25 protein-coding genes are annotated in these 23,730 nt (G+C 63.2%); 15 read left to right on the top strand and 10 right to left on the bottom strand.

The genetic code is table 11. The features are described from left to right. Positions 1–132 precede the first annotated feature (132 nt). The gene (locus BLU18_RS03635; RefSeq protein ID WP_092631603.1) at positions 133–558 is read left to right on the top strand and encodes an FAD synthase family protein; all 426 of its coding nucleotides are present in this window, start codon (positions 133–135) and stop codon (positions 556–558) included. 21 nt (positions 559–579) lie between these two features. Here the strand turns inward: BLU18_RS03635 and coxB are convergent, their stop codons facing one another. Then, positions 580–1,377, bottom strand: a complete 798-nt coding sequence (gene coxB, locus BLU18_RS03630) for a cytochrome c oxidase subunit II (protein WP_092631600.1) — start codon at positions 1,375–1,377, stop codon at positions 580–582. Positions 1,378–1,567: 190 nt separating this feature from the next. Here coxB and BLU18_RS03625 point away from each other — a divergent pair, with 190 nt between their 5' ends. The 4 genes from BLU18_RS03625 to BLU18_RS03610 all read left to right on the top strand — a co-directional run bounded on the left by BLU18_RS03625 (position 1,568) and on the right by BLU18_RS03610 (position 5,096). Continuing rightward, positions 1,568–2,926 (top strand): heme o synthase, encoded by a 1,359-nt coding sequence (locus BLU18_RS03625; RefSeq protein WP_092633609.1) that lies wholly within the window; start codon positions 1,568–1,570, stop codon positions 2,924–2,926. A gap of 61 nt (positions 2,927–2,987) precedes the next feature. Then, positions 2,988–4,139, top strand: coding sequence for a thiolase family protein (locus BLU18_RS03620; RefSeq protein ID WP_092631597.1), 1,152 nt, complete (start codon positions 2,988–2,990; stop codon positions 4,137–4,139). Between the two features lie 2 nt (positions 4,140–4,141). After that, the gene (locus BLU18_RS03615) at positions 4,142–4,495 is read left to right on the top strand and encodes an OB-fold domain-containing protein (protein WP_092633608.1); all 354 of its coding nucleotides are present in this window, start codon (positions 4,142–4,144) and stop codon (positions 4,493–4,495) included. 115 nt (positions 4,496–4,610) lie between these two features. After that, positions 4,611–5,096 carry a hypothetical protein gene (locus BLU18_RS03610; protein WP_092631594.1) on the top strand — a complete coding sequence of 162 codons (486 nt, stop codon included), beginning with the start codon at positions 4,611–4,613 and terminating at the stop codon, positions 5,094–5,096. Here BLU18_RS03610 and BLU18_RS03605 read toward each other — a convergent pair whose 3' ends face one another. Next, on the bottom strand, positions 5,097–5,735 hold the full coding sequence (locus BLU18_RS03605) for a MaoC family dehydratase (protein ID WP_092631591.1): 639 nt from the start codon (positions 5,733–5,735) through the stop codon (positions 5,097–5,099). A 152-nt stretch (positions 5,736–5,887) separates the two neighbouring features. Between BLU18_RS03605 and BLU18_RS03600 the strand changes: the two genes are divergently transcribed. The 5 genes from BLU18_RS03600 (at position 5,888) to BLU18_RS03580 (ending at position 9,019) form a co-directional block, all read left to right on the top strand. Continuing rightward, a complete protein-coding gene (locus BLU18_RS03600) occupies positions 5,888–6,211 on the top strand; it encodes an AbrB/MazE/SpoVT family DNA-binding domain-containing protein (RefSeq protein WP_092631588.1) in 324 nt (107 codons plus the stop codon). A gap of 44 nt (positions 6,212–6,255) precedes the next feature. Then, positions 6,256–6,678 carry a hypothetical protein gene (locus tag BLU18_RS03595; protein ID WP_092631585.1) on the top strand — a complete coding sequence of 141 codons (423 nt, stop codon included), beginning with the start codon at positions 6,256–6,258 and terminating at the stop codon, positions 6,676–6,678. 40 nt (positions 6,679–6,718) lie between these two features. Then, entirely contained in the window at positions 6,719–7,261 is a 543-nt protein-coding gene (locus tag BLU18_RS03590; RefSeq protein WP_092631582.1) for a poly(R)-hydroxyalkanoic acid synthase subunit PhaE, read from the top strand. Next, positions 7,258–8,625: a class III poly(R)-hydroxyalkanoic acid synthase subunit PhaC gene (gene phaC, locus BLU18_RS03585; protein WP_092631579.1), complete on the top strand. Its 1,368-nt coding sequence runs from the start codon at positions 7,258–7,260 to the stop codon at positions 8,623–8,625. Before BLU18_RS03590 ends, phaC begins: the two co-directional genes overlap by 4 nt. 148 nt (positions 8,626–8,773) lie before the next feature. Then, positions 8,774–9,019, top strand: a complete 246-nt coding sequence (locus BLU18_RS03580; protein ID WP_092631575.1) for a helix-turn-helix domain-containing protein — start codon at positions 8,774–8,776, stop codon at positions 9,017–9,019. Position 9,020: 1 nt separating this feature from the next. Here BLU18_RS03580 and BLU18_RS03575 read toward each other — a convergent pair whose 3' ends face one another. Both BLU18_RS03575 and BLU18_RS03570 read right to left on the bottom strand, forming a co-directional pair. Next, positions 9,021–9,620, bottom strand: a complete 600-nt coding sequence (locus BLU18_RS03575) for a DUF7547 family protein (RefSeq protein WP_092631572.1) — start codon at positions 9,618–9,620, stop codon at positions 9,021–9,023. A gap of 42 nt (positions 9,621–9,662) precedes the next feature. Then, positions 9,663–10,595, bottom strand: a complete 933-nt coding sequence (locus BLU18_RS03570; RefSeq protein WP_092631569.1) for a PGF-CTERM sorting domain-containing protein — start codon at positions 10,593–10,595, stop codon at positions 9,663–9,665. Between the two features lie 88 nt (positions 10,596–10,683). Between BLU18_RS03570 and BLU18_RS03565 the strand changes: the two genes are divergently transcribed. After that, positions 10,684–11,910 carry a HEAT repeat domain-containing protein gene (locus BLU18_RS03565; protein ID WP_092631566.1) on the top strand — a complete coding sequence of 409 codons (1,227 nt, stop codon included), beginning with the start codon at positions 10,684–10,686 and terminating at the stop codon, positions 11,908–11,910. A gap of 30 nt (positions 11,911–11,940) precedes the next feature. On the opposite strand, the gene BLU18_RS14485 is transcribed toward BLU18_RS03565, so the two are convergent. Genes BLU18_RS14485 through BLU18_RS03535 form a run of 5 tightly spaced genes read right to left on the bottom strand, consistent with a single transcriptional unit; the run spans position 11,941 to position 17,538 of the window. Continuing rightward, entirely contained in the window at positions 11,941–12,909 is a 969-nt protein-coding gene (locus tag BLU18_RS14485) for an oligopeptide/dipeptide ABC transporter ATP-binding protein (protein WP_176791171.1), read from the bottom strand. Next, the gene (locus BLU18_RS03550) at positions 12,906–13,973 is read right to left on the bottom strand and encodes an ABC transporter ATP-binding protein (RefSeq protein WP_092631563.1); all 1,068 of its coding nucleotides are present in this window, start codon (positions 13,971–13,973) and stop codon (positions 12,906–12,908) included. Before BLU18_RS03550 ends, BLU18_RS14485 begins: the two co-directional genes overlap by 4 nt. After that, positions 13,970–14,881 carry an ABC transporter permease gene (locus BLU18_RS03545; RefSeq protein ID WP_218124052.1) on the bottom strand — a complete coding sequence of 304 codons (912 nt, stop codon included), beginning with the start codon at positions 14,879–14,881 and terminating at the stop codon, positions 13,970–13,972. The genes BLU18_RS03550 and BLU18_RS03545 overlap by 4 nt, the downstream gene beginning before the upstream one ends. Before the next feature lie 39 nt (positions 14,882–14,920). Further along, entirely contained in the window at positions 14,921–15,883 is a 963-nt protein-coding gene (locus tag BLU18_RS03540) for an ABC transporter permease (RefSeq protein ID WP_092631557.1), read from the bottom strand. A 2-nt stretch (positions 15,884–15,885) separates the two neighbouring features. Next, positions 15,886–17,538, bottom strand: a complete 1,653-nt coding sequence (locus BLU18_RS03535) for an ABC transporter substrate-binding protein (RefSeq protein ID WP_143025220.1) — start codon at positions 17,536–17,538, stop codon at positions 15,886–15,888. 278 nt (positions 17,539–17,816) lie between these two features. Between BLU18_RS03535 and BLU18_RS03530 the strand changes: the two genes are divergently transcribed. Further along, complete coding sequence (locus tag BLU18_RS03530; protein WP_092631551.1) at positions 17,817–18,806, top strand: acetamidase/formamidase family protein; 990 nt, start codon at positions 17,817–17,819, stop codon at positions 18,804–18,806. 12 nt (positions 18,807–18,818) lie between these two features. Here the strand turns inward: BLU18_RS03530 and BLU18_RS03525 are convergent, their stop codons facing one another. Continuing rightward, a complete protein-coding gene (locus tag BLU18_RS03525; RefSeq protein ID WP_092631548.1) occupies positions 18,819–19,430 on the bottom strand; it encodes a class I SAM-dependent methyltransferase in 612 nt (203 codons plus the stop codon). Positions 19,431–19,506: 76 nt separating this feature from the next. Between BLU18_RS03525 and BLU18_RS03520 the strand changes: the two genes are divergently transcribed. The 3 genes from BLU18_RS03520 to BLU18_RS03510 all read left to right on the top strand — a co-directional run bounded on the left by BLU18_RS03520 (position 19,507) and on the right by BLU18_RS03510 (position 22,884). Further along, positions 19,507–20,418, top strand: a complete 912-nt coding sequence (locus tag BLU18_RS03520) for a DMT family transporter (RefSeq protein WP_092631545.1) — start codon at positions 19,507–19,509, stop codon at positions 20,416–20,418. 470 nt (positions 20,419–20,888) lie between these two features. Continuing rightward, on the top strand, positions 20,889–21,650 hold the full coding sequence (locus BLU18_RS03515; protein WP_092631542.1) for an MBL fold metallo-hydrolase: 762 nt from the start codon (positions 20,889–20,891) through the stop codon (positions 21,648–21,650). A gap of 226 nt (positions 21,651–21,876) precedes the next feature. Beyond that, positions 21,877–22,884: a tyrosine-type recombinase/integrase gene (locus BLU18_RS03510; RefSeq protein ID WP_092631539.1), complete on the top strand. Its 1,008-nt coding sequence runs from the start codon at positions 21,877–21,879 to the stop codon at positions 22,882–22,884. The last annotated feature ends 846 nt before the right edge of the window (positions 22,885–23,730 follow it).

Raw genomic sequence — 23,730 nt, 5'->3', positions numbered from 1 at the left:
CGTGTCTGTCCACGCTCGCCAGCGCGTATCCGGAACCCTTAGAAGGCGACGCGACCGACTCGGAGCCATGCGGCTCCGCCGGTCGACACGCTCTGTCGGCACCGTCGAACGACTGCGTCTGGGGGCCGACCGATGACGACGGTCGTCGCACAGGGGACCTTCGACCTCCTCCACCCCGGCCACGTCCACTACCTCTCCGACGCCGCGGCCATGGGCGACGAACTGCACGTCATCGTCGCTCGCGGACAGAACGTCACCCACAAACCCCAGCCAATCCTGCCCGACCGACAGCGTCGAGAGATGGTCGGCGCCCTCGCCGTCGTCGACGAGGCCCACCTCGGCCACCCCGACGACATCTTCGTTCCGATAGAGCGCATCGACCCGGACATCATCGCCCTCGGCTACGACCAGCACCACGACGAGGAGAAACTGGAGCGAGCGCTCGATGCACGCGACATCGACTGTGAGGTGCGGCGGGCCTCAGCGCGAGAAAGCGAGGCCGAGGAACTCTGCTCGACCGGACGGATAGTCGAACGAATTCTGGAACGGCGCAGTTAACGAAACGGTCGAAAACGAACCTTACGCGCCGGCCGACAGCGTTTCGTCGTGTGCGGTGACGAGTTCGGTGTCCGGTTCGAGGTCACTCGACGATTCGCTTCCGCCACTCTGCTGTTCCTCGATGTACTGCTCGTACTCCGATTGCGAGACGACCTTGATTTCGAAGTACATCTGGGAGTGGGCCACGCCACAGAACTCCGCGCAGTAGCCTTGGTAGGTGCCCTCTTCGAGCGCCTCGGTCTTGATGACGTTCGACTGACCGGGCATGGCGTCCTGCTTCAGGCCGAGTTGGGGCACGTGGAACGCGTGCAACACGTCACTCGACGTGATGTTGAAGTAGATGTCTTGGTCTTTCGGTATCACCACCGTTGGCTCCGTACTCGAAATCTGAACGTCTTCCTGGGGGTAACTCGCTTGCCAGCCCCACTGGAAGGCATCCATGTGGACGACCACGTCGTCACCGTCCGGCGCAACTTTCTGCTCGTCCTGTTCGAAGCTGACGTTCTCGTTCGCCAGCACGCCGTAGGAGGCGACGCCGACGAACAGCAGGATGACAGCCGTGGCGACGGTCCACGTGATTTCGAGCCGTCGGTTCTCTCGGGTCGGCTTGGCATCGTCGGCGTCCTTGAACCGGTACACGGTGTAGATGAGAATCCCCTCGACGAGGAGGGTGATGGGGACGGCGACGAGAAGCAACTTCTCGTTGAGGTTGTTGATGAGCCCTGCGGACACTGACGTCTGGGCCGCCACGGGGTCGGCAGCGAGTGAGAAAACCACTGCCGAGAGCAGCGACGCCAGCACGAGGCGCGACCGTTTCATAGTCTATCGGCCGTTAGAATCACCTCCGTAAATAACTACTGATAGGGTCGGGGATGGCACTCGTACCGCCGCCTCGTCAGTCGGTGGGAAGAAGCGGGGCACATAAATAGGCGGGTTTCCAAACGCCGCCAGTGATCGATTCGTGCGAGACGTGATCGACCGTGTTCCCGGCTTGCTCGCCGCGAGTGCGATGGGTGTGTACCTCCTCTTGCTCGTGGGGACCACCGTCGCCGTGACCGACGCGGTCGAAACCTGTTCCGCGTGGCCGCTGTGTGGGAACGGCGCGACGGTGCCGACCACCACCGCCGGCGCACTCGTCGTCGGCCACCGGGTCGCCGCCGTCGCCGTCGGATTCCTCGTCCTCACCGCGGGGCTTGCGGCGTGGCGCGCCGACCTGCCCCGCCGGGTCGAAGTCGCGCTCGGCGTCTCGCTCGTCTGTTATCCCGTCCAGGCCGGCCTCGGTGCCGTCGTCGCCACGTCCGGCGCGGCGGGGTCGCTGCCCGCCATCCACCTGTTCGTCGGCATGCTCATCTTCGGCGGCCTCGTCGCCGCGCTCGCGTGGACGCTCGAAATCGAGACCGGCGACCCGGACGACGGTCCCGTGACCGACCCGGACGCACTCTCGCCGCCCGAGGCGCCGTCCGACCCGGTCGAACGGCCGTCGCTTCCCGACGCCCCCGTCGCCAGGGTCCGGACGCTGCTCTCAGCGTACTTCCGGCTGATGAAACCGCGGCTGATGTGGCTGCTCTGTCTCGTCGCCTCCGCGGGCATGGCGCTCGCCGTGGGGACGAATCTCGCCCCCCGAACCGTCGTCCTGACGCTCCTCGGTGGCGTCCTCTCCATCGGCGCCAGCGGAACGTTCAATCACGTCCTCGAACGCGACGTGGACCGGCGGATGTCCCGCACGAACGACCGACCCATCGCGACGGACGTGGTGTCGGTTCGCAACGCCCTCGCGTTCGGCGGCCTGTTGACGCTCGCCTCGCTCGCGGCCTTCGCCGCCGTCAACTACCTCGTCGCCGTCCTCGGCCTCGCCGCCATCGTCTTCTACAGCGTCATCTACACGCTGATTCTGAAGCCGAACACGGTCCAGAATACGGTCATCGGGGGCGCGGCGGGCGCGCTCCCGGCGCTCATCGGGTGGGCGGCCGCGACGGGCGAAATCGGCCTCGGCGGCCTCGTCCTCGCCGGTGTCATCTTCCTCTGGACGCCGGCTCACTTCTACAATCTCGCGCTCGCGTACAAGGACGACTACGCCCGCGGCGGGTTCCCGATGATGCCCGTCGTGCGCGGCGAGACGGAGACGCGAAAGCACATCCTCTGGTGGCTCGGCGCGACGTTCGTCGGTGCCGGCGTGCTCGCGACGTGGAGTTCGCTCGGCTGGCTCTACGTGGCGACGGCGGTGGTCCTCGGGGCGGTGTTCCTGTGGGCGGTCGTCCGCCTCCACGTCGACCGCACCGAATCCGCGGCGTTCCGGGCGTTCCACGCCTCGAACGCCTACCTCGGTGCGCTGTTGCTCGCCGTCGTCGTCGACGCGCTGGCGTTCTGAGCTGGCGTCGGAAATCGCGACAAGAGTAAACGGTAAGCCGGTGGCTCACGCGAACGGGTGTATGGAGAACGTAGCGATAATCGGCGCCTCGATGACCCAGTTCGGTCAGCGGGACGGCTGGGTTCGCGACTTGCTTGCCGAGGCCGGGACGGCGTGTCTCGACGACGCCGGCGTCTCGCCCGACGCGGTCGACCACCTCTACGTCTCGAACATGGCGAGCGGCGAGTTCGAGGGGCAGACGGGTGTGGTGAACGCGCTGGTCCACGACCTCGCCGCGATGCCGGCGTACACCGCCCGCATCGACCAGACGAGTTCGAGCGGTGGCGCGGGCGTCAAACACGCGTGGCAGTCGGTCGCCAGCGGCGCCAGCGACATGACGCTCCTCGTCGGCGGCGAGAAGATGACTCACCGGACGACGGCGGAGGCGACGGACGTCATCGCCTCGCTCACCCACCCCGTCGAGTACAAACACGGCGTCACCCTCCCGAGTTTCGCCGGGCTGACGGCGCGGCTCTACCTCGACACCTACGACGCGCCCCGCGAGAGTCTGGGCAAGGTGGCGGTCAAGAACCACCGCCACGGCGTCGACAACCCCCACGCACAGTTCCAGAAGGAGGTGGACTTGGAGACTGTCTTGGAGTCGCCCATCGTCGCCGACCCCCTCCGGCTGTACGACTTCTGTCCCATCACCGACGGGAGCGCGGCGCTCATGTTCTGCCCCGAGTCGGTGGCGCGGGAGTACACCGACGACTACGTCGTCATCCCGGGCATCGGCGGCGCGACGGACACGCACGTCGTCCACGAACGCGCCGACCCGACGACGATGCGCGGCGTCGTCGAATCGAGTCGAATCGCGTACGACATGGCCGACATGGGTCCCGAAGACGTCGACGTGGCCGAACTCCACGACATGTTCACCATCCTCGAGTTCCTCCAGAGCGAGGACCTCGGCTTCTTCGAGAAGGGCAAAGGGTGGAAAGCGGTCGAAGAGGGGCGCACGGAACGCGGCGGCGACCTGCCCATCAACACCTCGGGTGGCCTGAAGTCGAAGGGCCATCCTCTCGGCGCCAGCGGCGTCGCGCAGGTGTACGAAATCTACCAGCAACTGATGGGCGACGCCGGGAAGCGACAGGTCGACGCTGACACGGGACTGGCCTGTAACGTCGGCGGGTTCGGCAACTGCGTCATCACCACGCTCATGGAGGCAAACTAATGATGGAAGCACATCGCTACCCCGACGGCAGCATCACGTACCCCGGCCACCCAATCGGTCCGGGCGGCGAAGAACCGGTCGACACGGTCGACCTCAGCGAGTACACCGCAGAGGTCATCACGTGGACGACGAGTACCGCGACGCCACCGGGCGTTCGCGAACCGAACACGCTGGCCATCGTTGAGTTCGACGTGGACGGCGAACCCGTCCGCGCAATCGGTGGCGTGACGACCGAAGACGTCGAAATCGGCGACGAGGTGCGCCCCGTCTACGTCGAGGAACTCCGCGAACCGGGCGCGGGCATCCGCGAACCGGACAGTCAGGAGTGGGACGGCTATCGGTTCGAACCGGTCTGATACGGTTTATTGTAAGTCATTGCCGGCGGTTCGCCGAGACAGGCCGGTGAACCACCGGAAAACAGTTACAATAACCGTATGATATTTTTACAATTCGGGCGCCTCGGTTCGCCCGATGCCCTCCTTTCGAACCAAGCGCGGTCGCTGTGTCCTTGACGACGACACGCTCAGCCTGCAGTCGAGTCTCCGCGGTCAGTGGCGTCGGTATCGCGAAGGTGGACGGTGGCCCGCGCTCCTGATGGCCGGCGGGATGATCGGCGCTGTCGTCACTGTCGTCGTCCAAGTTCTGTCGGGGAACTGGCGACCGCTCCTGATCGGCGGCGGCGCCTTTCTCATCCTGTGGGGGGTCGGCCGAGTGAGCAACGTCGTTCGCGGATTCACCGACGACGAGGAGATTCCGCTCGAGGCGATTAGCCACGTCACGGCCGTGCCGGGGACCTCCGGGCTCACCCGCCCGCGGTTCGTCGTCTACGAGCGAGACGGGGCGACGAAAAAGCGGTACGTCATGATGCCGTCCCGGTGGCTCTCGTACGGTGACGAGGAGTTCGACCGCGCGAAAGACGCGTTCCGGGCTGTGGGCCTCGCCGTCGAAACGGACTGATTACGCTTCGTCCTCGGGCACGTCGTCGATGAGGACGACGGCCTCGCCGTCGATGACCGTCTCGCCGTCCTCGTCCTCGACGACGGTCGTCACGCGGTAGCGGTCGTCGCCGAGGTCCTCGACGACTTCGCAGATGGCGGTGACTTCCTCGCCGATGTGGACCGGGCCGCGGAACTCGAGCTCCTGTGAGAGATAGATGGTCAGGCCGGGCAGGCGCGCGAGTGCGGCGCTGATGACGCCCGAGACGAGCGTCCCGTGGGCGATTCGGCGTCCGAAGCGCGTCTTTTCGGCGAACTCGCTGTCGAGGTGGAGCCGATTCGTGTCGCCGCTGGCGTCCGCGAAGGTCTGGACCTCCGCGTCGGTCAGGCGCTTCGTGAACCGAACCCGGTCGCCGACGCTGACGCCGTCGCCGTCGTCGGAGCTTTCGAACGTCCAGTCGGGCTTGGTGTAGGTGATTTCCAGCGACGGGGCCGGTTGTCGGTCGTCCGCGTCTGCGTCGTCGCCGGCGTTCAGACCGGGAATCATTGCCCGGTTAGCGGCCAGGACGCTGCTATAGAGGTGTCCGGCGCTGTTCGAGAGGTGTTTCTGTGACTCGCGCCACGCGTTGTCGTCCGTCGATGAGTGTGTGCGTTCCGACATGGTGATGGGTGCGCATTCGGGGTGCGCGCGTAAAGACTGGTCGTCTGCTGAACCGGGCCCCGACCCGATGTGACCATTGAATGTCTTTGAGTGGTATAGAATGGTAAGAGAAGTAAACCTTATGCCTCTCGCGCCCCTCTGGAGAGATACGGATGACGCAAGACGAGGATGACGGGTCGCCGACGTGGCCCCCGATGCCGTTCGCCCAGCAGTTTCAGGACGCGAGCGAAGACGCCGTCGAACAGCAGATGCAACTGTTCAAGCAGTTCATGTCTGCCGGTTCCGGTGGCGGTTTCGACGGCTTCTCGCAACTCGGTGCGATGAGCATGGGCACCGCGATGTTCAAGACGCGCGTGCAGAGCGGCGGACGCATCAGCATCCCCGACGCCGAGCGCGAGACGCTCGACATCGAGGACGGCGACATCGTCCAGACTATCGTCATCCCCGTCAAACGAAACTCAAACGATTCACAATGAGCGCTAACAACCCCTTCAGTTCGGCTTTCGAGCTGCAACGTACGATGATTGACCAGAGCCGCCGCGCGGCAGAGACGACCCTCGACGCCCAGCGAACCGCCGTCGAGACGTGGTTCGACGCCGCCGAGTCGACCAAGTCCTTCCAGGAGAGTGGCGTCTCCCTCTCGAAGACGGCCATTCAGGCCTACCTCGACGGTCTGAGCTCGGTGCTTCCCGAGGAGTCCGTCGACGAGCTCGAAGCCGCCGTGGACGAGCAGTTCGAAGCCGTCGACGAGATTCACGCGGAAGCGTGGGAGTCCTTCCTCGAGAGCGTCGAAGAGGCCGACGCGGCCTACGACGAGCTGACCGAGACCCAGCGCGAACTACTCGCCGAGAGCTTCGACGCCGTCGAACAGATTCAGGCTGACGCCGAATCGTCCGCCGAAGAGGTCGCCGAGTCCGCCGAAGAACTGGCGGAGTCGGCCTGACCGGAGCGTTTTCACGCCACCCGCCCATTATTTGCATACCATGACAAACGACGCTAGCGGCACGTTCGACGGCGAGATGGACGCGTTCTTGGAGCGCATGACTGAGACGTACATGAACGCACTCGACAGAAATCTCGACGCACAGTCGGCCTTCCTCGAATCGTGGATGGATTCGATGGAGGACAACCTGTCGGAGGAACGCATCCAGGAGGGGTACGAGGGGTCGATGCACGCCTACGAGGCGTGGATGGACGCCGCCGAGACGTCGTTCGAACGCATGGGGAGTGCGTTCCAGGGCGAAGACGTCGACCCCGACGAGTTTCAGGATATCTGGCTCTCGGCCGCCAACGAGGCGTTCAAGGAGATGATGACGACGACGGCCTTCGCAGCGGCGACGGGTCAGAGCATCGAGGAGGCGATGAACATGCGCCAGCAGATAGACGAAGCCTCCGAGGAGACGCTCCACGCACTCAACTTCGCCACCGTCGGCGACGTGCGCGAAGTCGGTGAGCGACTGGTCGAACTCGAGCGTCGCCAACACGCCATCGAGCAGAAGCTCGACCAGGTGCTCGACGAGCTATGAACCCCTTCACCTTCCCGCTGGACGCCCAGCGCGAACTCTGGGAGCGCGCCGCGGACGACACGGCCTCCGTCGGTGCCATCCCCGACGGACTTGAGACCATGGCCGACGTGGAGGTCGGTGAGACGCCCAGCGACGTGGTCTACCGCGAGAACAAGCTCGAACTCCTCCACTACGAACCGCTCGTGCCCGAGGAGGAGCGCCACGACGTGCCGATTCTGTTCGTCTACGCGCTCATCAACCGGCCGTACATCCTCGACCTCCAACCAGACCGGAGCGTCGTCCGCCGCTTGCTCGAAGCCGGCTTCGACGTCTATCTCATTGACTGGGGGGAGCCGTCCCAACTCGACACCTCGCTCTCCCTGCACGACTACGTGAACCGCTACATCGACAACTGCGTCGACGAGGTTCGCGAGCGCTCGGGACAGGACGCCATCAACCTCCTCGGCTACTGCATGGGCGGCACGATGAGCGTGATGTACGCTGCACTCAATCCGGAGAAGGTCCGGAACCTCGGCTTGATGGCCGCGGGGCTGTGTTTCGACGACACCGGCGGCATCCTCGAACTGTGGGGCGACGAGGACGTGTTCAATCCCCGCGCAATCGCGGAGACGTTCGGCAACGTCCCCGCCGAGTTCCTCGACGTGGGCTTCGCGCTGATGGACCCCGTCCACAACTACGTCACGAAGTACGGCAATCTCTACGACAACATCGACGACGACGAGTTCGTCGAGAACTTCGCGCGCATGGAGAAGTGGCTCAACGACCCCATCGACGTCGCGGGCGCCGCCTACTGCGAGTTCCTCGAAGACATCTACCAGGAAAACAAGCTCTACCGGAACGAACTCGAACTGAACGGGGAACGGGTCGACCTCGATGCCATCACCATGCCCGTGATTCAGGTCATCGGCGAGTACGACCACCTCATCCCGCCGGAGGCGAGCAAGCCGTTCAACGAACAGGTCGCCAGCGACGACACCGAAATCATGGAGTTCTCCACGGGCCACATCGGCCTCTCGGTATCGGGGTCGAGCCACGAGAACCTCTGGCCCGCCGTGGCCGAGTGGTTCGCCGAGCGCTCGGGTGATGTGGCCGCCGAGGAGCCGTCCGCCGTCGACACGGGGGAAGCGACGCCCGACGCCGCCGTCACCGAAGACGTAGAGACGACGGCCGAGGACGTTTCGGTCACGAACCTACAGGAACTCGACGGGGTCGGTCCCGCCTACGCCTCGCGACTCGAAGGCGCTGGCATCGTCTCCGTCGAGGACCTCGCCGACGCCGAACCTGCCGTCCTCTCACAGGAAGCCGGTATCGACGAGGGTCGCATCCGCCGCTGGATCGAGGCCGCGACCGAGCGAACGTCATAGCCGTCGCGCTCTTTTCGGTGCTCGCAGGCGTGGCCTTCGAACATACGCAGTATCTGTATGAGGCATTCTAGCACATACTAGGTATTTCGATAGTATAGGTTATATATTGAAAGCGTTTATTGCATATGCGATTGACAATTCAGACGAGATGCCCGAGACACAGACGATACGCGGTCGACCCCCCACTTCCTTCGACGTTCCGAACGAGCTGACCGCTAGCGAGTCCAAACTCGTGTACCTGTTCGTCGCCGTCTCGGACGGCGCGACCGTCGACGACCTACACGCGAGCCTCGACATGTCGAAGCTCACCCTGTTCCCCGTGCTGGAGACGCTGTCGGAGCGCGGACTGGTCGACCACGTCGACGGCGAGTACGTCCCCGCGTCGGCCTCGTAGGCTACTGGTCGTTTTCGTCTTCGACCGACTCCCGTATCGATTCGAGTTCCGCGTCGATATCGCTGTCGTCGGCCTCGCTGTCGTCGATATCGTCGATATCGCTGTCGACGTCGATGTCGACACCCCGTGACTCGGCTTCTGTCGCGTCGTCCGCGGCGCGTTCGTCCTCCATCTCACGCAGTCGTTCCTCGATGGTCGCGGTCAACTCCCGAGCGTCGGCGACGACCGACGACGCCGCCGAATCCTCTGGGAGGTCTGCCCCCGTCAGTGCGTCACGCAAGTCCGTGACTGCCGCCCTGAGCGTCGCATCGGTCGGGCCACGCTCTCGCGTCGACAGTTGGTCGCGGAGTCGCTCGCCCGTCCGTTCCGGGTCGGAGAGGCGCAACACGGCCCGAAGGAGTTCGAGCGACTGCACCGTGGCTTCGAGGAGCGCGATTATCGTCGGGAGCGTGTACTCCTCGGTGAGACGGAGCATCTCGCGGGGCGTCGGCGGACGGCGCTGCCGCCGGACGTCGTCGTCGACGGCGGCCCGGAGGTCGGTCAGCGTCCGCTCCAGTTCGGCGAGTAGGTCTGCCAGGTCCTCGTCGTCACGGTTCGGCATGGACGGCCGTACGGTCTGGCTTCGGATTAGACTGCCGGGCAGTCAGTCGCGGCGGCGGATTGCCGCGAGCGCCGCGCCGACGAGTGCTACCACCGCGACGACGGGGCCGAAGCCGGGACCATCACTGGTGGTCGTGGTCGGGGTGGCTGTCGCCGTCGCGGTGGGGGTCACCGTCGCCGTCGCGGTCGGCTCGGGTGTGGGGGTCGGAGTCGCTGTCGACGTGGCGGTCGCCGTCGCGGTCGGTTCCGGCGTCGGGCGTTCGGTCGCGGTGGCGGTCGGTCTCGGCGTCGCCGTCGGCTTCGGTGTCGCCGTCGACTCTGCCCCGCCGGCGACGGTCACCGTCGTCGACGCCGCGCCGGCCTCGATGTCGCCGCCTTCGACGCTGATGCGGTAGGTGCCGGCTTCGGCACCGCTCGTGTCGATGGTGACACTCCCACCGCTGGAGGTGATTCGGCGATTGCCGGCGAGGTCGACGCCGCCGGGTGTCTCGACGGTCACTTCGAGGTAGTCCGCGTCGGCGAAGTTATACTCCACGGTAAGGCGGACCTCTTCGAAGTCGGTGGCGCTGACGGTGTCGCCAGCGATGTCGACGCCGCGTTCGTTGCGCACGTCGAAGTCACTGATTCGTGGCTGGATGACGCGCAGGTCGGCCCGACTGTCGTTGTCGCTCTCGGCGTCGTACGACCCCGGAGAGATACCGTCGAAGTCGGCATCCTCCGGGTCGACGGTGAACACGTCGTCGCCGGACGCCGAGACGAACGTCGTCTGCTCAGTGCCGACCGTGCCGCCGCCGGAGAGCTGGGCGTCGGAGATGTCGAGTGATTCGCTCACGTACACGCGAACGGGTGAGCTGGTGTCTGACGGGGCGTCGCGCGAGTCGTCGAGGGCGACCCCGACGCCCGCCGCACTCACGACGAGCGCGAGGACCACGGCGGTGACGGCGAGCGATCGAGTCGGGAGGGACGAAAGTCGCATCACCCTCCCTACGCGGTGAGCGGTAATGGTTGTTGTCTGTCGGGAGTAATGGAAACGCTCTTTGGACAGTCACACCGAGTGTACGCGTATGACTGACGGGGACGACGAGACCGACCTCCCAGCCGAGACCCTCGACTCGCGCCTCGACGAGGCGGCCGAGGCCCTCGACGCCGCCGAGACCGAAGCCGACCTCGACGACGTCGAGGCACAGCTGGACGACATCGCCGCCGACCTGGAGGACGCCAACCTCCCCAGCCCCGAGGACGACGACGAGGACGACCCCGCCGAGGAGTTACAGGACCGCCTCGACGGCCTCCGTGACGACCTCGACGAGGCTCGTGGGCCCTACGACACCGACGTGGTCGACGCCATCGAGGACGCGACGGCGACGCTCACCGACACGCGCTGGACCGAGGACGGCGAAGGCGAGACGGCCGCCGCCGTCGAATCGTTCGTCGCGGACGTGGCCGAGACGCTCGGCGTCGACCTCACCGGCGACGACGCCGACGCCCTCGACGCTGCGGCCGAGGCCGTCGCCGAGGCGGGACTCGACCCCGACGACGACGCCGACACTATCGCGACGCTGCTTGACCACACCGACGCACTCGCCAGCGGACTGGAGGACGCCGAGGAGTGGGACGACCTGGAGACTCACGAGCAGCTCCGCGCGGAGGGGTTCTACGACGTGCTCGGCCACTACAAGGACTACCCGCCCGAGTGGGCCGCGCTCAAGGAGTGGGAACAGCAGGGTAACGTCGAGATGGTCCTGCTCGCGCTCGACAGTTTCCAGTCCGACTTCATGGAGCGCCACTGCCTCGAAGCCCTCACGCGGATGAACGACGAAGCGGCCTTCGACGAGATGAACCAGCGCGCGGGCAAGCGCGACGAACCCGGCATCCGTGCGCTCGGTAAGATGGCCGCGACCGACGCCGTCGACACGCTCGTCGAGTACGTCGACGCTGACTCCGATCCCGGCCTCCAGAAGGTGACGTTCAAGGCGCTCGGCGAAATCGGCAGCGAGGAGGCTACCGGCCCCATCGCCAACAAACTCGTCGCCGAGAACGAGCAGATTCGGCCCCACGCTGCGCGCGCACTCGGCCTCATCGGCGACACGCGGGCCATCGACCCGCTGGCCGACACGCTCGCCGACGACGAGGACGACGAGACCCGCGCCGCCGCGGCGTGGGCGCTCCGACAGATCGGCACCGAGCGCGCACTCGACGCCGCCGCCGAGTACACCGACGACCGGGCCTACCTCGTCCAGCACGAGGCCGAACAGGCCGCGGATGCCCTCTCGGTCGAACAGCCGGCGTAATATCCGGCCGCTGCTCTTTCTGTACAGCGACTACCGGTGGATGCAGTCCACCAGATGACCCTCGTCGTCCTCGAACGGTTCCAGACCCATCTCGGCCGTCTCGCACTCCTCGGTCGCCTCCGGACACCGTGGTGCGAACGCACAGCCGTGTTCGTCCACGTCTATCGGGTCTGGCATATCGCCTTGGAGGACGATTCGTTCCCGGTCTGCAGTGGGGTCGGGAATCGGATTCGCGGAGAGCAACGCCTGCGTGTACGGGTGCTGTGGGTCTTCGAAAATATCGTCCACGTCGCCGTACTCGACTATCTGTCCGAGATACATCACCCCGATCGTATCGCTGATCTTTCGAGCGATGCCGAGGTTGTGGGTGACGTAGATGAGCCCGAGCCCGAACTCCTCTTGCAGGTCCATAAGCCGATTGAGTATCTGGGCCTGGACGGATACGTCCAACCCAGATACCGGTTCGTCGGCGACGAGCAGCGACGGCTCGACCGCCAGCGCCCGCGCGATGGCGATACGCTGTTTCTGGCCGCCGCTGAACGCCGAGGGACGCTGGTGTTTGTCGCTGGGCGCGATACCCACGCGTTCGAGCAGTTCGTCGACGCGCGCGTCTACCTCGTCGTCGGGAACGATGTCGTGGACGCGGATGGCCTCCGCGATAGCCTCACCGACGGACATCGTCGGGTTGAGGGTGTCCTGCTGGTCCTGATAGATGAGTTGCGCCTCGCTGCGAAGCGCTTTCTTGTTGTACGTAGCGATGTCTTTGCCCTTGAACCGCACCAGTCCGTCGGTGGGGTCCTGGTGACGAAGCGCCGAAAGGACCGACGTGGTCTTGCCGCAGCCAGATTCACCGACGAGGGTGAGCGCTTCGCCGGCATCGACGCTGAAGTCGACGCCGTCGACGGCCTTCACCGCACGGTCGTCGCCCAGCAACCCGCTCAGTAGCCCCTCTTCGAGGGGGAAGTGCTTTTTGAGCCCTTGGACTTCGAGCAGCGTCATCGTTCTCCCTCCGGGTCCGTCAGCTGTCCACCGTCTGCAGTGACGTCGTCGAGGGCGGTCGGGTCGGGGGCACTCGGCGACGACGGACGGGTCGAACAGCCCTCGTGTAGGAAGCATTTCGACAGGCGTTCCTCGCTGAGTTCGTAGTACGGCGGTCGTCGCGCGCTGCACGCCTCCATCTCGTCCGGGCAGCGCTCCCTGAAGACACAGCCGTCGGGAAGATTTTGGAGGTCTGGTGGTGAGCCCTCGATGGTGTCGAACCGGGGCTCGGTGTCGAGGTGGCTCGGGACCGTCCGAAGCAACGCCTCGGTGTAGGGGTGGCTCGGCTCCGCGAACACCGACTCGACCGGTCCGTACTCGACGACGTTGCCCGCGTACATGACAGCCATCGTGTCACAGGTTTCGGCTACGACGCCCATGTCGTGGGTTACCCACAGAATCGACAGGCCGAGGTCCTCCTGCAGGTCGGACAGAAGGTCGATAATCTGGGCCTGGATGGTCACGTCGAGCGCCGATGTCGGTTCGTCCGCGAGCAACAGGTCGGGGTCACAGGCCAGCGCCATCGCGATGCAGACGCGCTGGGCCATCCCGCCGCTGAATTCGTGCGGATACGCCTCGGCGCGCTCACGAGGCGAGGGAATGCCCAGCCGACCGAGCAGGTCGTAGACCCGCTCCCACCGTTCGTCGGAATCGAGGTCAGTGTGGGCCTCGAGTACGTCCGTAATCTGGTCGCCGACGGTGTACGCTGGATTGAGGTGTGCCGTCGGTTCCTGGAAGATGAAGCTGATATCGTTGCCCCGGAGTTTCCGAAGCTCGGCGTCCGACATCGTCGTCAGCTCGCGTCCGCGGTACTCGACGCTTCCCTCGACGATTTCGCCGGGGTCTTCGACCAGCCCCATCACCGAGCGCAGCAACGTCGATTTTCCGGACCCCGATTCGCCGACGACGCCGAGCACTTCGCCCTCCTCGAGAGTGAGTGAGTTGTCCTCGACAGCCTTGACCGGCCCCGTAGGCGTCTGATAATGCGTGCTGAGACGGTCGACGTCGAGCAACGGTGCCGTCATTCGACCACCTCGTCGCGGTCCTCGCCGTACAACAGCGTTTCACGCAGTCCCATGCCGAGGAGGTTGAACCCCAGCACCGCGATGGCGATAGCGAGTGTCGGGAAGACGATTGGCCACGGCGTGACGAGGATATACTCGCGGGCGGCGTTGGCCATCGCGCCCCACGAGGGTTTGGGTGGTTGGATGCCGAGGCCAAGGAAGCTCAGCGTCGCCACGTCGATGAGGGCGTACGCCACGTCGGTCGTCCCGAGGACGACGATGGGCGGCACCGCGTTGGGGAGCATGTGTTTCAGCATGACTCGCTTGCTGTCGTAGCCCAGTCCCTCTGCGGCGCGGACGTACGTCTCCTCTCGTATCGACAGCGCCGACGACCTGACCGTTCGCGACATCATCGGGACGTAGACGATGCCGATGGCGAGCATCGCGTTCCAGATGTTGATGCCGAACGTGGTGACGATGACCATCGCCAACAACAGTGGCGGGATCGACACCAGTACGTCGAGGCCGCGCATCACCGTCTCGTCGACGCGTCCCCTGTAATATCCGGCGACGAGGCCGAGACTGACGCCGACGACCGTTTCGAGTGTGACGACGACCACCGCGATTGCGATGGCGTATCGCGTCCCGAAGACGATGCGCGAGAAGATATCGCGCCCCGTATTGTCGGTGCCGAAGGGATGGTCGGCACTCGGTGGCGCGAGCGTGTCGTCGAGGTCCTGCGCGCTCGGTGAGTACGGGGCCAGCACCGGGGCGAAGATGGCCACGAATATCAGCCCGAGCACGATGCAAAATCCGACCGTCGAGAGCGGGTTGGCTCTGATCATGCGCCACCCGTTGGTCACGCCACCGATGACGCGAGAGCGGCGTGCGCTGCCGGTGACAGCGACGTCTGTTGACTCCTGGCTCATGTCGATTCCTCCTGCGAGTGAGTGCTCCGATGGCTCATGTCAGGTCTGTCCTCCGATGGTGATCCGCGGGTCGATCTTCGTATAGAGGAAGTCGACGACGATGTTCGAGACGACGAACACGACCGCGGTGATGATGGTTCCCGCCAGCACGACTGGCGCGTCCTGTGCTTGGACGGCATGGATGATGAGACGGCCCAATCCACCCATGCCGAACACGTACTCGACGACCATCGCGTAGACGATGAGAAAGCCGATCCACAGCCCCGACACCGTCAGTACCGGGGCGAGCGCGTTGATGGTCGCGTGCTTCAGGACTATCCTCCGGGTCGGCAGTCCCATCGCGACGCAGGTCTCCATGTAGTCTTTCTCGAGTACGTCCCGCATTCCCGACCGCATCATCCGAAACATCAGGGCGCCGATTGTCCCCCCCAACAGCAGCGAAGGGACGAACAGATGTGTGAGGCGCCCGACGACGCCGGAGCCGGCACCGCTCGACGGGAGCACGTTCAGGTGGAACGAGAAGACCAGAATCGCCAGCACGCCGCTGACGAACACCGGAACGCTGACGCCGACGATGGCGAGGACGGTCAGCACGCGGTCCAGCCGCGAGCCGTGTTTGTAGCCGGCAACGATGCCCGTCGGAATGGACAGCAGCGTCGCGAGTACCATGCTCAGCGTCACGATTTGGGCCGTGATCGCCCACCGTTCGGCGATGAGCGCCGCAACCGGGCGCTGCTGGGCGAACGAGTAGCCCAAGTCGCCCGTCAGGACGTCTTTCAGCCATAGAAGGTACTGGACGTGCCACGGCTCGTTGAGATTGTACTGCTGGATGACGGTCTGGCGCATCTCCTCGGTGACGACGCCACCTGCCAGTAGGATGTCGGCAGGCGAGCCGGGAGCGATCTGGAGCAGGCCGAACACGAGGAACGTCACCGCCCATACGATGAACACGCCGACTCCGAGTCGCTTGACTAGATACCTGAGCGCGTGACTCGACACCATTGTTATTCCGAGACGTACATGTCACGAAGGAAGCTGGTGAAGTACGTGACGAACGCCGGGACCTGTCCGTCGTACCCCTCGAATTTCGTGTTGAACGCCTTGGTGGTGTCCGGGTGGAAGACCCAGACGCCGGGCGCGTCGTCGACGACGATTTGATTGGCCTGCTTCGCGTACTGGGCCCGTTCTTCGGGGTCGGTCGTCGTCTTGAACTGCTGGAGGAGTTGGTCGACTTCCTCGTTCTGGTAGCCGAACCAGTTGTTACTCGGCGGCAGTTGCTCCGAGTCGAACAGCGGGCGGATGATGGCGTCCGGCGAGGGGTAGTCGGAGGCCCAGAGCGTCATCTGCATGTCTGGCCGCTCGGAGAAGTCCTCCTCTCCCCAGATGGTGTCGACGTACGTCGATTGGGAGACTTTGTTGACGCTTACGTCGATGCCGACCTCGCTGAGATACTGCTGGATGGCGATTGCTGGCTTCTGTGTGACGGTATTCTGCGTCGTCATCAGCGTCGTCTCGAGCCGAGGACTCCCCGTCAGCCCGGCGTCGTCGAGGAGCTGTTTCGCCTTCTCGGGGTCGTACGGAAACCCGTCGTACTCCAGGTCCTCGGGCGTGACGTGTCCCATCATCCCCTCGGGCAGCATGCTGTGCGCGTGGGAGCCGTAGTCACCGACCGTACTCTGGGTGATGGCCTCCGTATCGATGGCGTAACTCACCGCGCGCCGAACCTGCGCGTCGCTAAACGGCCCTTCCATACAGTTGAACACCAGATGGCTCGTCTGGAAGGACGTCGTGGTGTAGAGGTCGACGTTGTCGAGCTGGTCGAGCACCGACAACTGGTCGATGGGAATACCACTCGTCCCGCCGAACTCGCCGTTTCGCATCCCCGTGATGCGCGAGGTGCCGTTGGGGACGATCTGGAACGTCGCCTCGTCGAGGTACGGGAGGTCACCGTCCCAGTAGTCGTCGTGACGAGTGAGACGGACGTGGTTACCGCTCTGCCACTCCTCCAGTTGGAACGGTCCGGCACCGACCGGTTCCTGTGCGAGGTCGGTCCCTTTCTCCTCTATCTGTGACGCTGGCGCGACTCCCCACGCCGTTGTGGCGGGGACGTACTTGAACGAGGCGTCGACCTCGCTCATGTTCACCTGTACGGTGTAGTCGTCGATTTTCTCGAAGTCGTCGACGGCTCCGAACATCCACGCCAGCGGCGATTTCGCTTCGTCGCGGAGGGTCAGTTCGGCGCTCGCGATGACGTCGCCCGCGGTCATCTCACTCCCGTCGTGGAACGTCACACCCTCCCGGAGTTCGTACACGTACGTCGTGTCGTCCGGGGACTCCCAGCTGGTCGCGAGCGCGGGCTTGAGTTCCATCTCCGGTTCGCTGTACTCCAAGAGACTGTCCCAGATCTGTGTCGTGAGATTGTTGGTGACCGTGTCGTAGGACTGCCAGTACGAGAGGTTAGCCGGCGACCCACCGAGGGCGAACGTCATGCTGCCGCCGTGCTTGCCGTCGCCCGACCCGCTTCCGGTCTCCGTACTGCCGTCCCCGCCCGAATCGCCACCGGTACAGCCAGCCAGCACTGTCGACCCCGCGGCGACCGACGCTGCTTGCAGTATCCGTCGGCGTCGATAGCTATCGTCGTCTGGTTGTTCCGTCATGTCCACTGCATACGAGCGAATGTCCCCACATATATCTTGGGATAGAATTGGATATTCTAACACTCATTCGAAAAAATAGCCATCAAATAGAGTGTTAATTCTAGAAAATAGTTATAAATTTAGTTGAAATGCGCTTTCCAGTTTATTATCTAATTCCCAAATAACTGCCACTGGCGGCCGTCTTCCCTGTGTTCGGTGGTGCCGAGCATATATTCTGTTTCTAAACCAAATTTAGCCTACACAAACTATTTGTATTGATATATCCGAAATAGATTTGAATGACAGAATTAAATCGCGAAGAATCTGGACACTACGAATTCGGGAGTGGCATGGAGCCGGCTCTTCGCGTCGAACCGGGCGAATCTTTCACTGTCGAAGTGTGGGACTCGTTCAAAGACCAACTGTTCGACCACGGAATGGGGGAGTTCGACGCGTCGGACGTGCCGACGATGAACGCCCCCCCACCGGGATTCGACGCCAACCCTGTGAGTGGCCCTGTGTACGTCGAGGGCGTCGACCCCGGAGACACGCTCGCCGTCCACGTCGAGGAAATCGTGCCCGAACGCGGGTACACCACCACGTTGGAGGGACACGGCAATCTCGCGGGCAAGGAGGGGTGGGATTCGTGCAAGACGAACTACGCTCACGAGGTCACGCTCGAACCGGGACCGAGTGGCACGACGGCGGACGGCACCGCGCGTATGGAACTCGGCGGCCGCGAGTGGGAGTGGGAGCTCAACCCCCACATCGGAACCATCGCCACTGCACCCGGTCGGACTGTCCAAGACCCACTCACGACGCAGGGACCGTGGGGTGGGAACATGGACGTCCGCGACCTCCAGCAAGGGAGTACCGTCTGTCTCACATCGTTCACCGAGGGAGGCCAACTATTCCTTGGCGACGTGCACGCGTCACAGAGCGATTCCGAATACACTGGCTTCGCCGTCGAAACCCGGGCGACGGTCACCCTCCGCGTCGAAGTCGTCGATCACGACGTGCCTGGTGTCTTCCGCATCGAAACCGAGGACTCGATTATCCACGTCGATTCCTCGAAAAATGCCGGCACGCCCGCGGCAGCACTCGACGGTTGTTTCGAGGCGATGATGGCCGAACTGATAGAGGAGCACGGATTCAGCGAGCGGGAAGCGTACATCCAGATGAGCGTCAATCCCAACGTCACCGTGCGGACGTATCAGTTCATCCGTCCCGACTACTTCACCGTCGGCGTCAAACTCGATACGGCGATGCTGGACGGCGTTTCCGGGTAGCCTCTGCAATCCTCACTCGTCCAATCGCGGATACGACTGCTTCCCGCCCGTCGAATTTCGAGCGACGAGCGTCGCGACCGCTTGGGTCTGTCCCTCGTGGTCCGCTCGCGTCCGCTCCTCGTAGTGGAGTATCGTCAGGTCGAGACAGGCGTGGAGAAGGTGGTTCGTGGGGTAGCGATAGCGGTCGCTCGACGGCCCGATGTCGATGTCGTCGCTCGACCGCAGGTGGTGTTCGTAGACGAGGACGCCACCCGGCGCGAGCGCCGTCGTGAGGTCGGGGAGGCGCTCCAGCATCGCGAAGAAACTCACCGTAATCACGTCGTAGGCGTTCGGTTCGAACTCGAAGTCGTCGATGTCGGCGCGAATCCAGTTCACGTCGACGCCGGCTTCCTCGGCGGCCCGCCGCGCTCGGTCGAGTGCTTCGTCGGAGACGTCGACGGCGTCGACGTCGTACCCCTCGGCGGCGAGGAAGCGAGCGTTGCGGCCGGTCCCCGTCGCCACGTCGAGTGCGCGACCCGACGGGAGCGTGTCGATTCGACGCGCCAGTTCGGGAATCGGGTCGTCCGGCAGCCTAAACGAGTCGTCGTTGTACTTCTCGTTCCAGCGGTCGCGGTCGTCGGTCACGGGGTCAGGGAGGAACGCTGGCGGGTTAAGTATCCGCAATCGACACACCCATCAGCGACCACGCGATACGGCTGCTGTGTCCTCCACTCGATACCGAAATCTCGGTCTGTTTGTCCTCTTGGGGGTGTTGTTCGGCAGTTCCTTCGTCGCCATCAAGGCCGGTCTCGACGCGTTGCCACCGGTGTTTTTCGCCGCGCTCAGATTCGATATCGCGGCGCCCATCCTCCTCGCGTACGCCGCGTGGCGATACGACTCGTGGCTGCCTCGAACCCGGGCCGACGTGGTCGCGCTCCTCGTGGGCGCCGTGACCATCATCGCCGCGAACAACGGCCTCCTCTTTCTTGGACAGCAGCAGATTACGCCCGCCGCGGCGTCGGTGATGTACGGCCTGAATCCCATTCTCTCGCCCGTCTTCGCGCTCTTCGTCCTCGATTCGCGACTCGACTTTCGGGGCGCGGTGGGCATCCTCCTCGGTCTCCTCGGCGTCGTCATCATCGTCCAACCCACGCCCGAGACGCTCACGTCGAGTTCGACGATTGGCCAGTTGTACGTCCTCGCCGCCGCGGCGGGCATCGCCCTCGGGAGCGTGCTCACCCGGCGCATCGAGTCGACGATTCCCAGCATCTCCCTGACCGCGTGGGCGATGGCAGTCGGGGCCGTTCTCCTCCACGTCTGGAGCGTCGGCATGGGCGAACACGCCACGACGGCGGCGCTGACGCCGACGGTTCTGCTCGCCATCCTCGCCGTCGCCATCCCGTCGACGGCCGCCGCGTACCCCATCTACTTCACACTCATCCGCCGCATCGGGCCCGTCCGCACGAATCTGGTGGCGTACGTCGTCCCCATCGTCGCTGCGCTCACCGGCTGGCTCCTCCTCGGCGAATCGGTCACGCTGGCGACGGCGGTCGGTTTCTGCGTCGTCGTCGCCGGCGTCGCCCTCCTCGAACGCCACGTCGTCGCCGAGGAATTCGCACGCCTCACTGGCTGACACCCAGCGTCTCTTTCACGCGGTGAAATTGACACCAAGATTTACTATTCTGTGTGATATATGTTATCACGCTCGGATTTCACGTATCGCTATCCACGCCAGCGTGTAGCGCCGGTTCGTGTGACCCACATCCGAGCAGCGTGCGACATGCCACCGCATGCGACGCGAGACGGCGTCGACCGTCGGCGCCGTCACCGACCGCTGTGAGCCCGTTCGCGAAAACTGACGAATCCAACATCATTTTTAATTATGTTTACGAACTAAGGGTGGGCCCTGCGCTCCGAAGGACGCGCCCCGCCTTTCGGACCATCGCCGACGAACGGGTCTCTGCCGCGTCCGTCGGCGAGGGCTCACTCCTCTCCGAACACGGACGGCGTGGGGCGAGGACGTGGAACTCTCTCGGTGAGGCGTTCCCACTCGGAATCGGCCAACGTAACTCGTAATCCGCCTCCTCGCCAAGGTAGTCGTACATGACGGACGACTCCGATATCAGCGTTCGACTCGTTCGAAACGCGACGCTCCTCGCGACGGTTGACGACACGACGTTCCTCGTTGACCCGATGTTCACGCCACAGGGCGAGATGCCGACGGTGACGGATAGCCCGGGCGTCCCTGACTTTCTCACCACCGCGAACCAGAAACGGAATCCGCTCGTGGCGCTCCCGGACGTCGACTTCGACCACGACGCCGTCGTCGTCACGCACCGACACCCCGACCACTGGGACGAGGCCGCCAGAGAGCAACTCGACGCCGACGTTCCCCTCTTCTGTCAGCGAGCGGACGAAGCCGCCTTGACTGACGAGGGGTTCACCGACGTGCGGCCCGTCGACGACGAAACCACCTTCGACGGCGTCACGATTCACCGGACGCCCGGCCGACACGGCCACGGCGAGTTAGCGGAGGGGATGGGCCCCGTCTCCGGGTTCGTCTTCGAGGGCGACGATACGCTGTACGTCGCCGGCGATACAATCTGGTACGACCCCGTCAAGGAAACGCTCGACCGATTCGACCCCGAGATGGTCGTCCTCAACGGCGGGGCAGCGCAGTTCGACCAAGACGAACCGATTACGATGGGCATCGAGGACGTCCGCGCCGTCCGTGCGGCCACGGATGCGACTGTCGCCGTCGTCCACATGGAAGCCATCAATCACTGCCTGCTCTCGCGGGCGGACCTGCAAGCGCAGACGGAGGGCGTACTCGTGCCCGAAGACGGTGAGCGGATTTCGCTGTAGCGGGGGTCGCTGGACGGGCGTTCGGTATCGGCGTAACGGGGTCGAATTCCTCTATCGAAAACGAGAGAAGCAGCGCCGCTATCTGGTCATTTGAGACGTTTCGGGAGAAGAAGCCGGAGGAGGGATTTGAACCCTCGGCCACGCCGTCGGGCGATTACGCACGACTCGCCCGCCGTCGGTCGTCTCCGAAGATAATCTCCTGCCAGTATGAGCGTGGAAATCCACTATGGAACTCAAACCCACGCCCCCACAAGACGCCAAGAAGCGTTACCTCAAGAAAAAGAAATCACACGTCTCCAAAAAGACAATCTACAACTACGACACCGCCCTCAAACGGTTCCTCGAATTCCTCGACAAGCGCGGCATCAAAGATATGAACAACGTGGACAGCGACGAAATCGTTCGGTTTGAATCGTGGAGGCTGGACAGTGTGAAACCAATCACCTGCCGAAACGATATGCGAACAGTGAGCAACTTCATCCAATTCTGTGAAACCATCCAAGCCGTCCCAGTCGGCCTACACGAACTCGTAGTCCCCACCAAGGTCTCCGAAGACGAGGAAATCTGCGAAGACATTCTGACCAAGCAGGAAGCCAATGACATACTGGCCCACCTCGGGAAATACGAATACGCCAGCAACCGTCACGTCATCACGCTCATCCTCTGGAAAACCGGAATGAGAATCGGAGGCCTTCGGGCGCTCGACCTCAAAGACGTCGACAAAAGCCGTCCGGCGCTGGAAATCAGACACCGGCCCGAAACAGGAACGCCCCTCAAACGCAAACAGAAAGGCCAACGAGACGTCCTGCTCAATTGGGAGACCTCCGACGTAATAGAAGACTACATCAACGACACTCGGCCCAACGTGAAAGACGACAATGGGAGAGAACCACTTCTCGCGTCAAGATACGGCCGACTAGCCGAGACAACCATCCAGAAGAATATCTACACTGCGACCCGGCCGTGTACCTATAACGGCGGGAAGTGTCCATTCGGCGAAGACACAGACTCCTGTGAAGCCCTTGCATTCGACCAAGCAAACAAATGCCCCGGTTCAGTTAGCCCGCACGCCCTTCGACGGGGATACGTCACAGCCGCTCGAAACGCCGGCCAGCCCAAAGACGTGACCGGAGAACGAGTCAATATGGGCGGGAAGGTCCTCGAAAAGCACTACGACCACGGGAGTTACGACGAAAAAGCAGAGCGAAGGAGTGAATATCTGAGAGAGATATAGAGTTGGCACAAAATATCCAATAAGAAAACTTCTCTTGAATTTATTTGGAGATAATGAAATATGGGGACTGAGGATAAATAATGGATTCGGTCACTTTTCTTCATTATTTGTGGGGTAATCGCTTTTGCTTTTGGTATGCTGTATAGTCCATTAACGGCGGGAATGGGATAATTAGTATCACGGACCAATCAAACCACATCCACTCTAATCATCAACTACATCTTCTCAATTATCAACTTTCTTACTAATATGTGAATTCTGACTAGTGCGCGAGAGTTCTACTAAGCACGACCACCCTGCTCTGCGTGAATTTGAGATTGAGACGATGAATGTCCCTTACAAACTATCGGATGCTTCAGATACGTGTCTCAGTCACTCTCACGCACTCTGTAAGCCGACTCTCACCAGACCTCGACCGACGCGAACAGTCGGGAGGACTATAGTGAGAATCATAGGTCAATTCGAGATGGCCAGCACCGGGGCATATCTCTGGCCATTCTGAGAGCCAACAAGGGGGTCCGGTTCCATTTGTGGGGGGTCAGCGCAGCCAACATCGTTCAGATTTACTATCGCTTGTAGACCCCTTCACGTTCCTTAGAATTAACTGTGGCTTTGAATAAAATTAGATACGAATTGATTGTAGACTACTGAGAGAACGCTAAAGGACCATTAACGGCGGGAAGTGGTGCTGTACGGTGCTATAGCAGTATAGATGGGAACTCGTAGTCGACTACTAAGAGACCCATTAATGTAAAACCATAACGGCGGGAATGGGAGAGATAAGGTCAGCGGCTTACAGTACCGTACCGTTACAGCATACTGCTACAGTACCGTACCGTTACAGCA

The sequence above is a fragment of the Haloplanus vescus genome (assembly GCF_900107665.1).
In the GTDB taxonomy this organism is placed as follows: Archaea; Halobacteriota; Halobacteria; order Halobacteriales; family Haloferacaceae; genus Haloplanus; species Haloplanus vescus.
Note: the sequence above shows the minus strand (reverse complement) of the source record. Positions and strands in the feature narration are given on the sequence as shown.

What these genes read in the sequence shown, in the direction of transcription:
- BLU18_RS03635 (WP_092631603.1), top strand. Translation starts at nt 133, where the DNA reads ATGACGACGGTCGTCGCACAGGGGACCTTCGACCTCCTCCACCCCGGC.
- coxB (WP_092631600.1), bottom strand. Translation starts at nt 1,377, where the DNA reads ATGAAACGGTCGCGCCTCGTGCTGGCGTCGCTGCTCTCGGCAGTGGTT.
- BLU18_RS03625 (WP_092633609.1), top strand. Translation starts at nt 1,568, where the DNA reads ATGGGTGTGTACCTCCTCTTGCTCGTGGGGACCACCGTCGCCGTGACC.
- BLU18_RS03620 (WP_092631597.1), top strand. Translation starts at nt 2,988, where the DNA reads ATGGAGAACGTAGCGATAATCGGCGCCTCGATGACCCAGTTCGGTCAG.
- BLU18_RS03615 (WP_092633608.1), top strand. Translation starts at nt 4,142, where the DNA reads ATGGAAGCACATCGCTACCCCGACGGCAGCATCACGTACCCCGGCCAC.
- BLU18_RS03610 (WP_092631594.1), top strand. Translation starts at nt 4,611, where the DNA reads ATGCCCTCCTTTCGAACCAAGCGCGGTCGCTGTGTCCTTGACGACGAC.
- BLU18_RS03605 (WP_092631591.1), bottom strand. Translation starts at nt 5,735, where the DNA reads ATGTCGGAACGCACACACTCATCGACGGACGACAACGCGTGGCGCGAG.
- BLU18_RS03600 (WP_092631588.1), top strand. Translation starts at nt 5,888, where the DNA reads ATGACGCAAGACGAGGATGACGGGTCGCCGACGTGGCCCCCGATGCCG.
- BLU18_RS03595 (WP_092631585.1), top strand. Translation starts at nt 6,256, where the DNA reads ATGATTGACCAGAGCCGCCGCGCGGCAGAGACGACCCTCGACGCCCAG.
- BLU18_RS03590 (WP_092631582.1), top strand. Translation starts at nt 6,719, where the DNA reads ATGACAAACGACGCTAGCGGCACGTTCGACGGCGAGATGGACGCGTTC.
- phaC (WP_092631579.1), top strand. Translation starts at nt 7,258, where the DNA reads ATGAACCCCTTCACCTTCCCGCTGGACGCCCAGCGCGAACTCTGGGAG.
- BLU18_RS03580 (WP_092631575.1), top strand. Translation starts at nt 8,774, where the DNA reads ATGCCCGAGACACAGACGATACGCGGTCGACCCCCCACTTCCTTCGAC.
- BLU18_RS03575 (WP_092631572.1), bottom strand. Translation starts at nt 9,620, where the DNA reads ATGCCGAACCGTGACGACGAGGACCTGGCAGACCTACTCGCCGAACTG.
- BLU18_RS03570 (WP_092631569.1), bottom strand. Translation starts at nt 10,595, where the DNA reads ATGCGACTTTCGTCCCTCCCGACTCGATCGCTCGCCGTCACCGCCGTG.
- BLU18_RS03565 (WP_092631566.1), top strand. Translation starts at nt 10,684, where the DNA reads ATGACTGACGGGGACGACGAGACCGACCTCCCAGCCGAGACCCTCGAC.
- BLU18_RS14485 (WP_176791171.1), bottom strand. Translation starts at nt 12,909, where the DNA reads ATGACGCTGCTCGAAGTCCAAGGGCTCAAAAAGCACTTCCCCCTCGAA.
- BLU18_RS03550 (WP_092631563.1), bottom strand. Translation starts at nt 13,973, where the DNA reads ATGACGGCACCGTTGCTCGACGTCGACCGTCTCAGCACGCATTATCAG.
- BLU18_RS03545 (WP_218124052.1), bottom strand. Translation starts at nt 14,881, where the DNA reads ATGAGCCAGGAGTCAACAGACGTCGCTGTCACCGGCAGCGCACGCCGC.
- BLU18_RS03540 (WP_092631557.1), bottom strand. Translation starts at nt 15,883, where the DNA reads ATGGTGTCGAGTCACGCGCTCAGGTATCTAGTCAAGCGACTCGGAGTC.
- BLU18_RS03535 (WP_143025220.1), bottom strand. Translation starts at nt 17,538, where the DNA reads ATGACGGAACAACCAGACGACGATAGCTATCGACGCCGACGGATACTG.
- BLU18_RS03530 (WP_092631551.1), top strand. Translation starts at nt 17,817, where the DNA reads ATGACAGAATTAAATCGCGAAGAATCTGGACACTACGAATTCGGGAGT.
- BLU18_RS03515 (WP_092631542.1), top strand. Translation starts at nt 20,889, where the DNA reads ATGACGGACGACTCCGATATCAGCGTTCGACTCGTTCGAAACGCGACG.
- BLU18_RS03510 (WP_092631539.1), top strand. Translation starts at nt 21,877, where the DNA reads ATGGAACTCAAACCCACGCCCCCACAAGACGCCAAGAAGCGTTACCTC.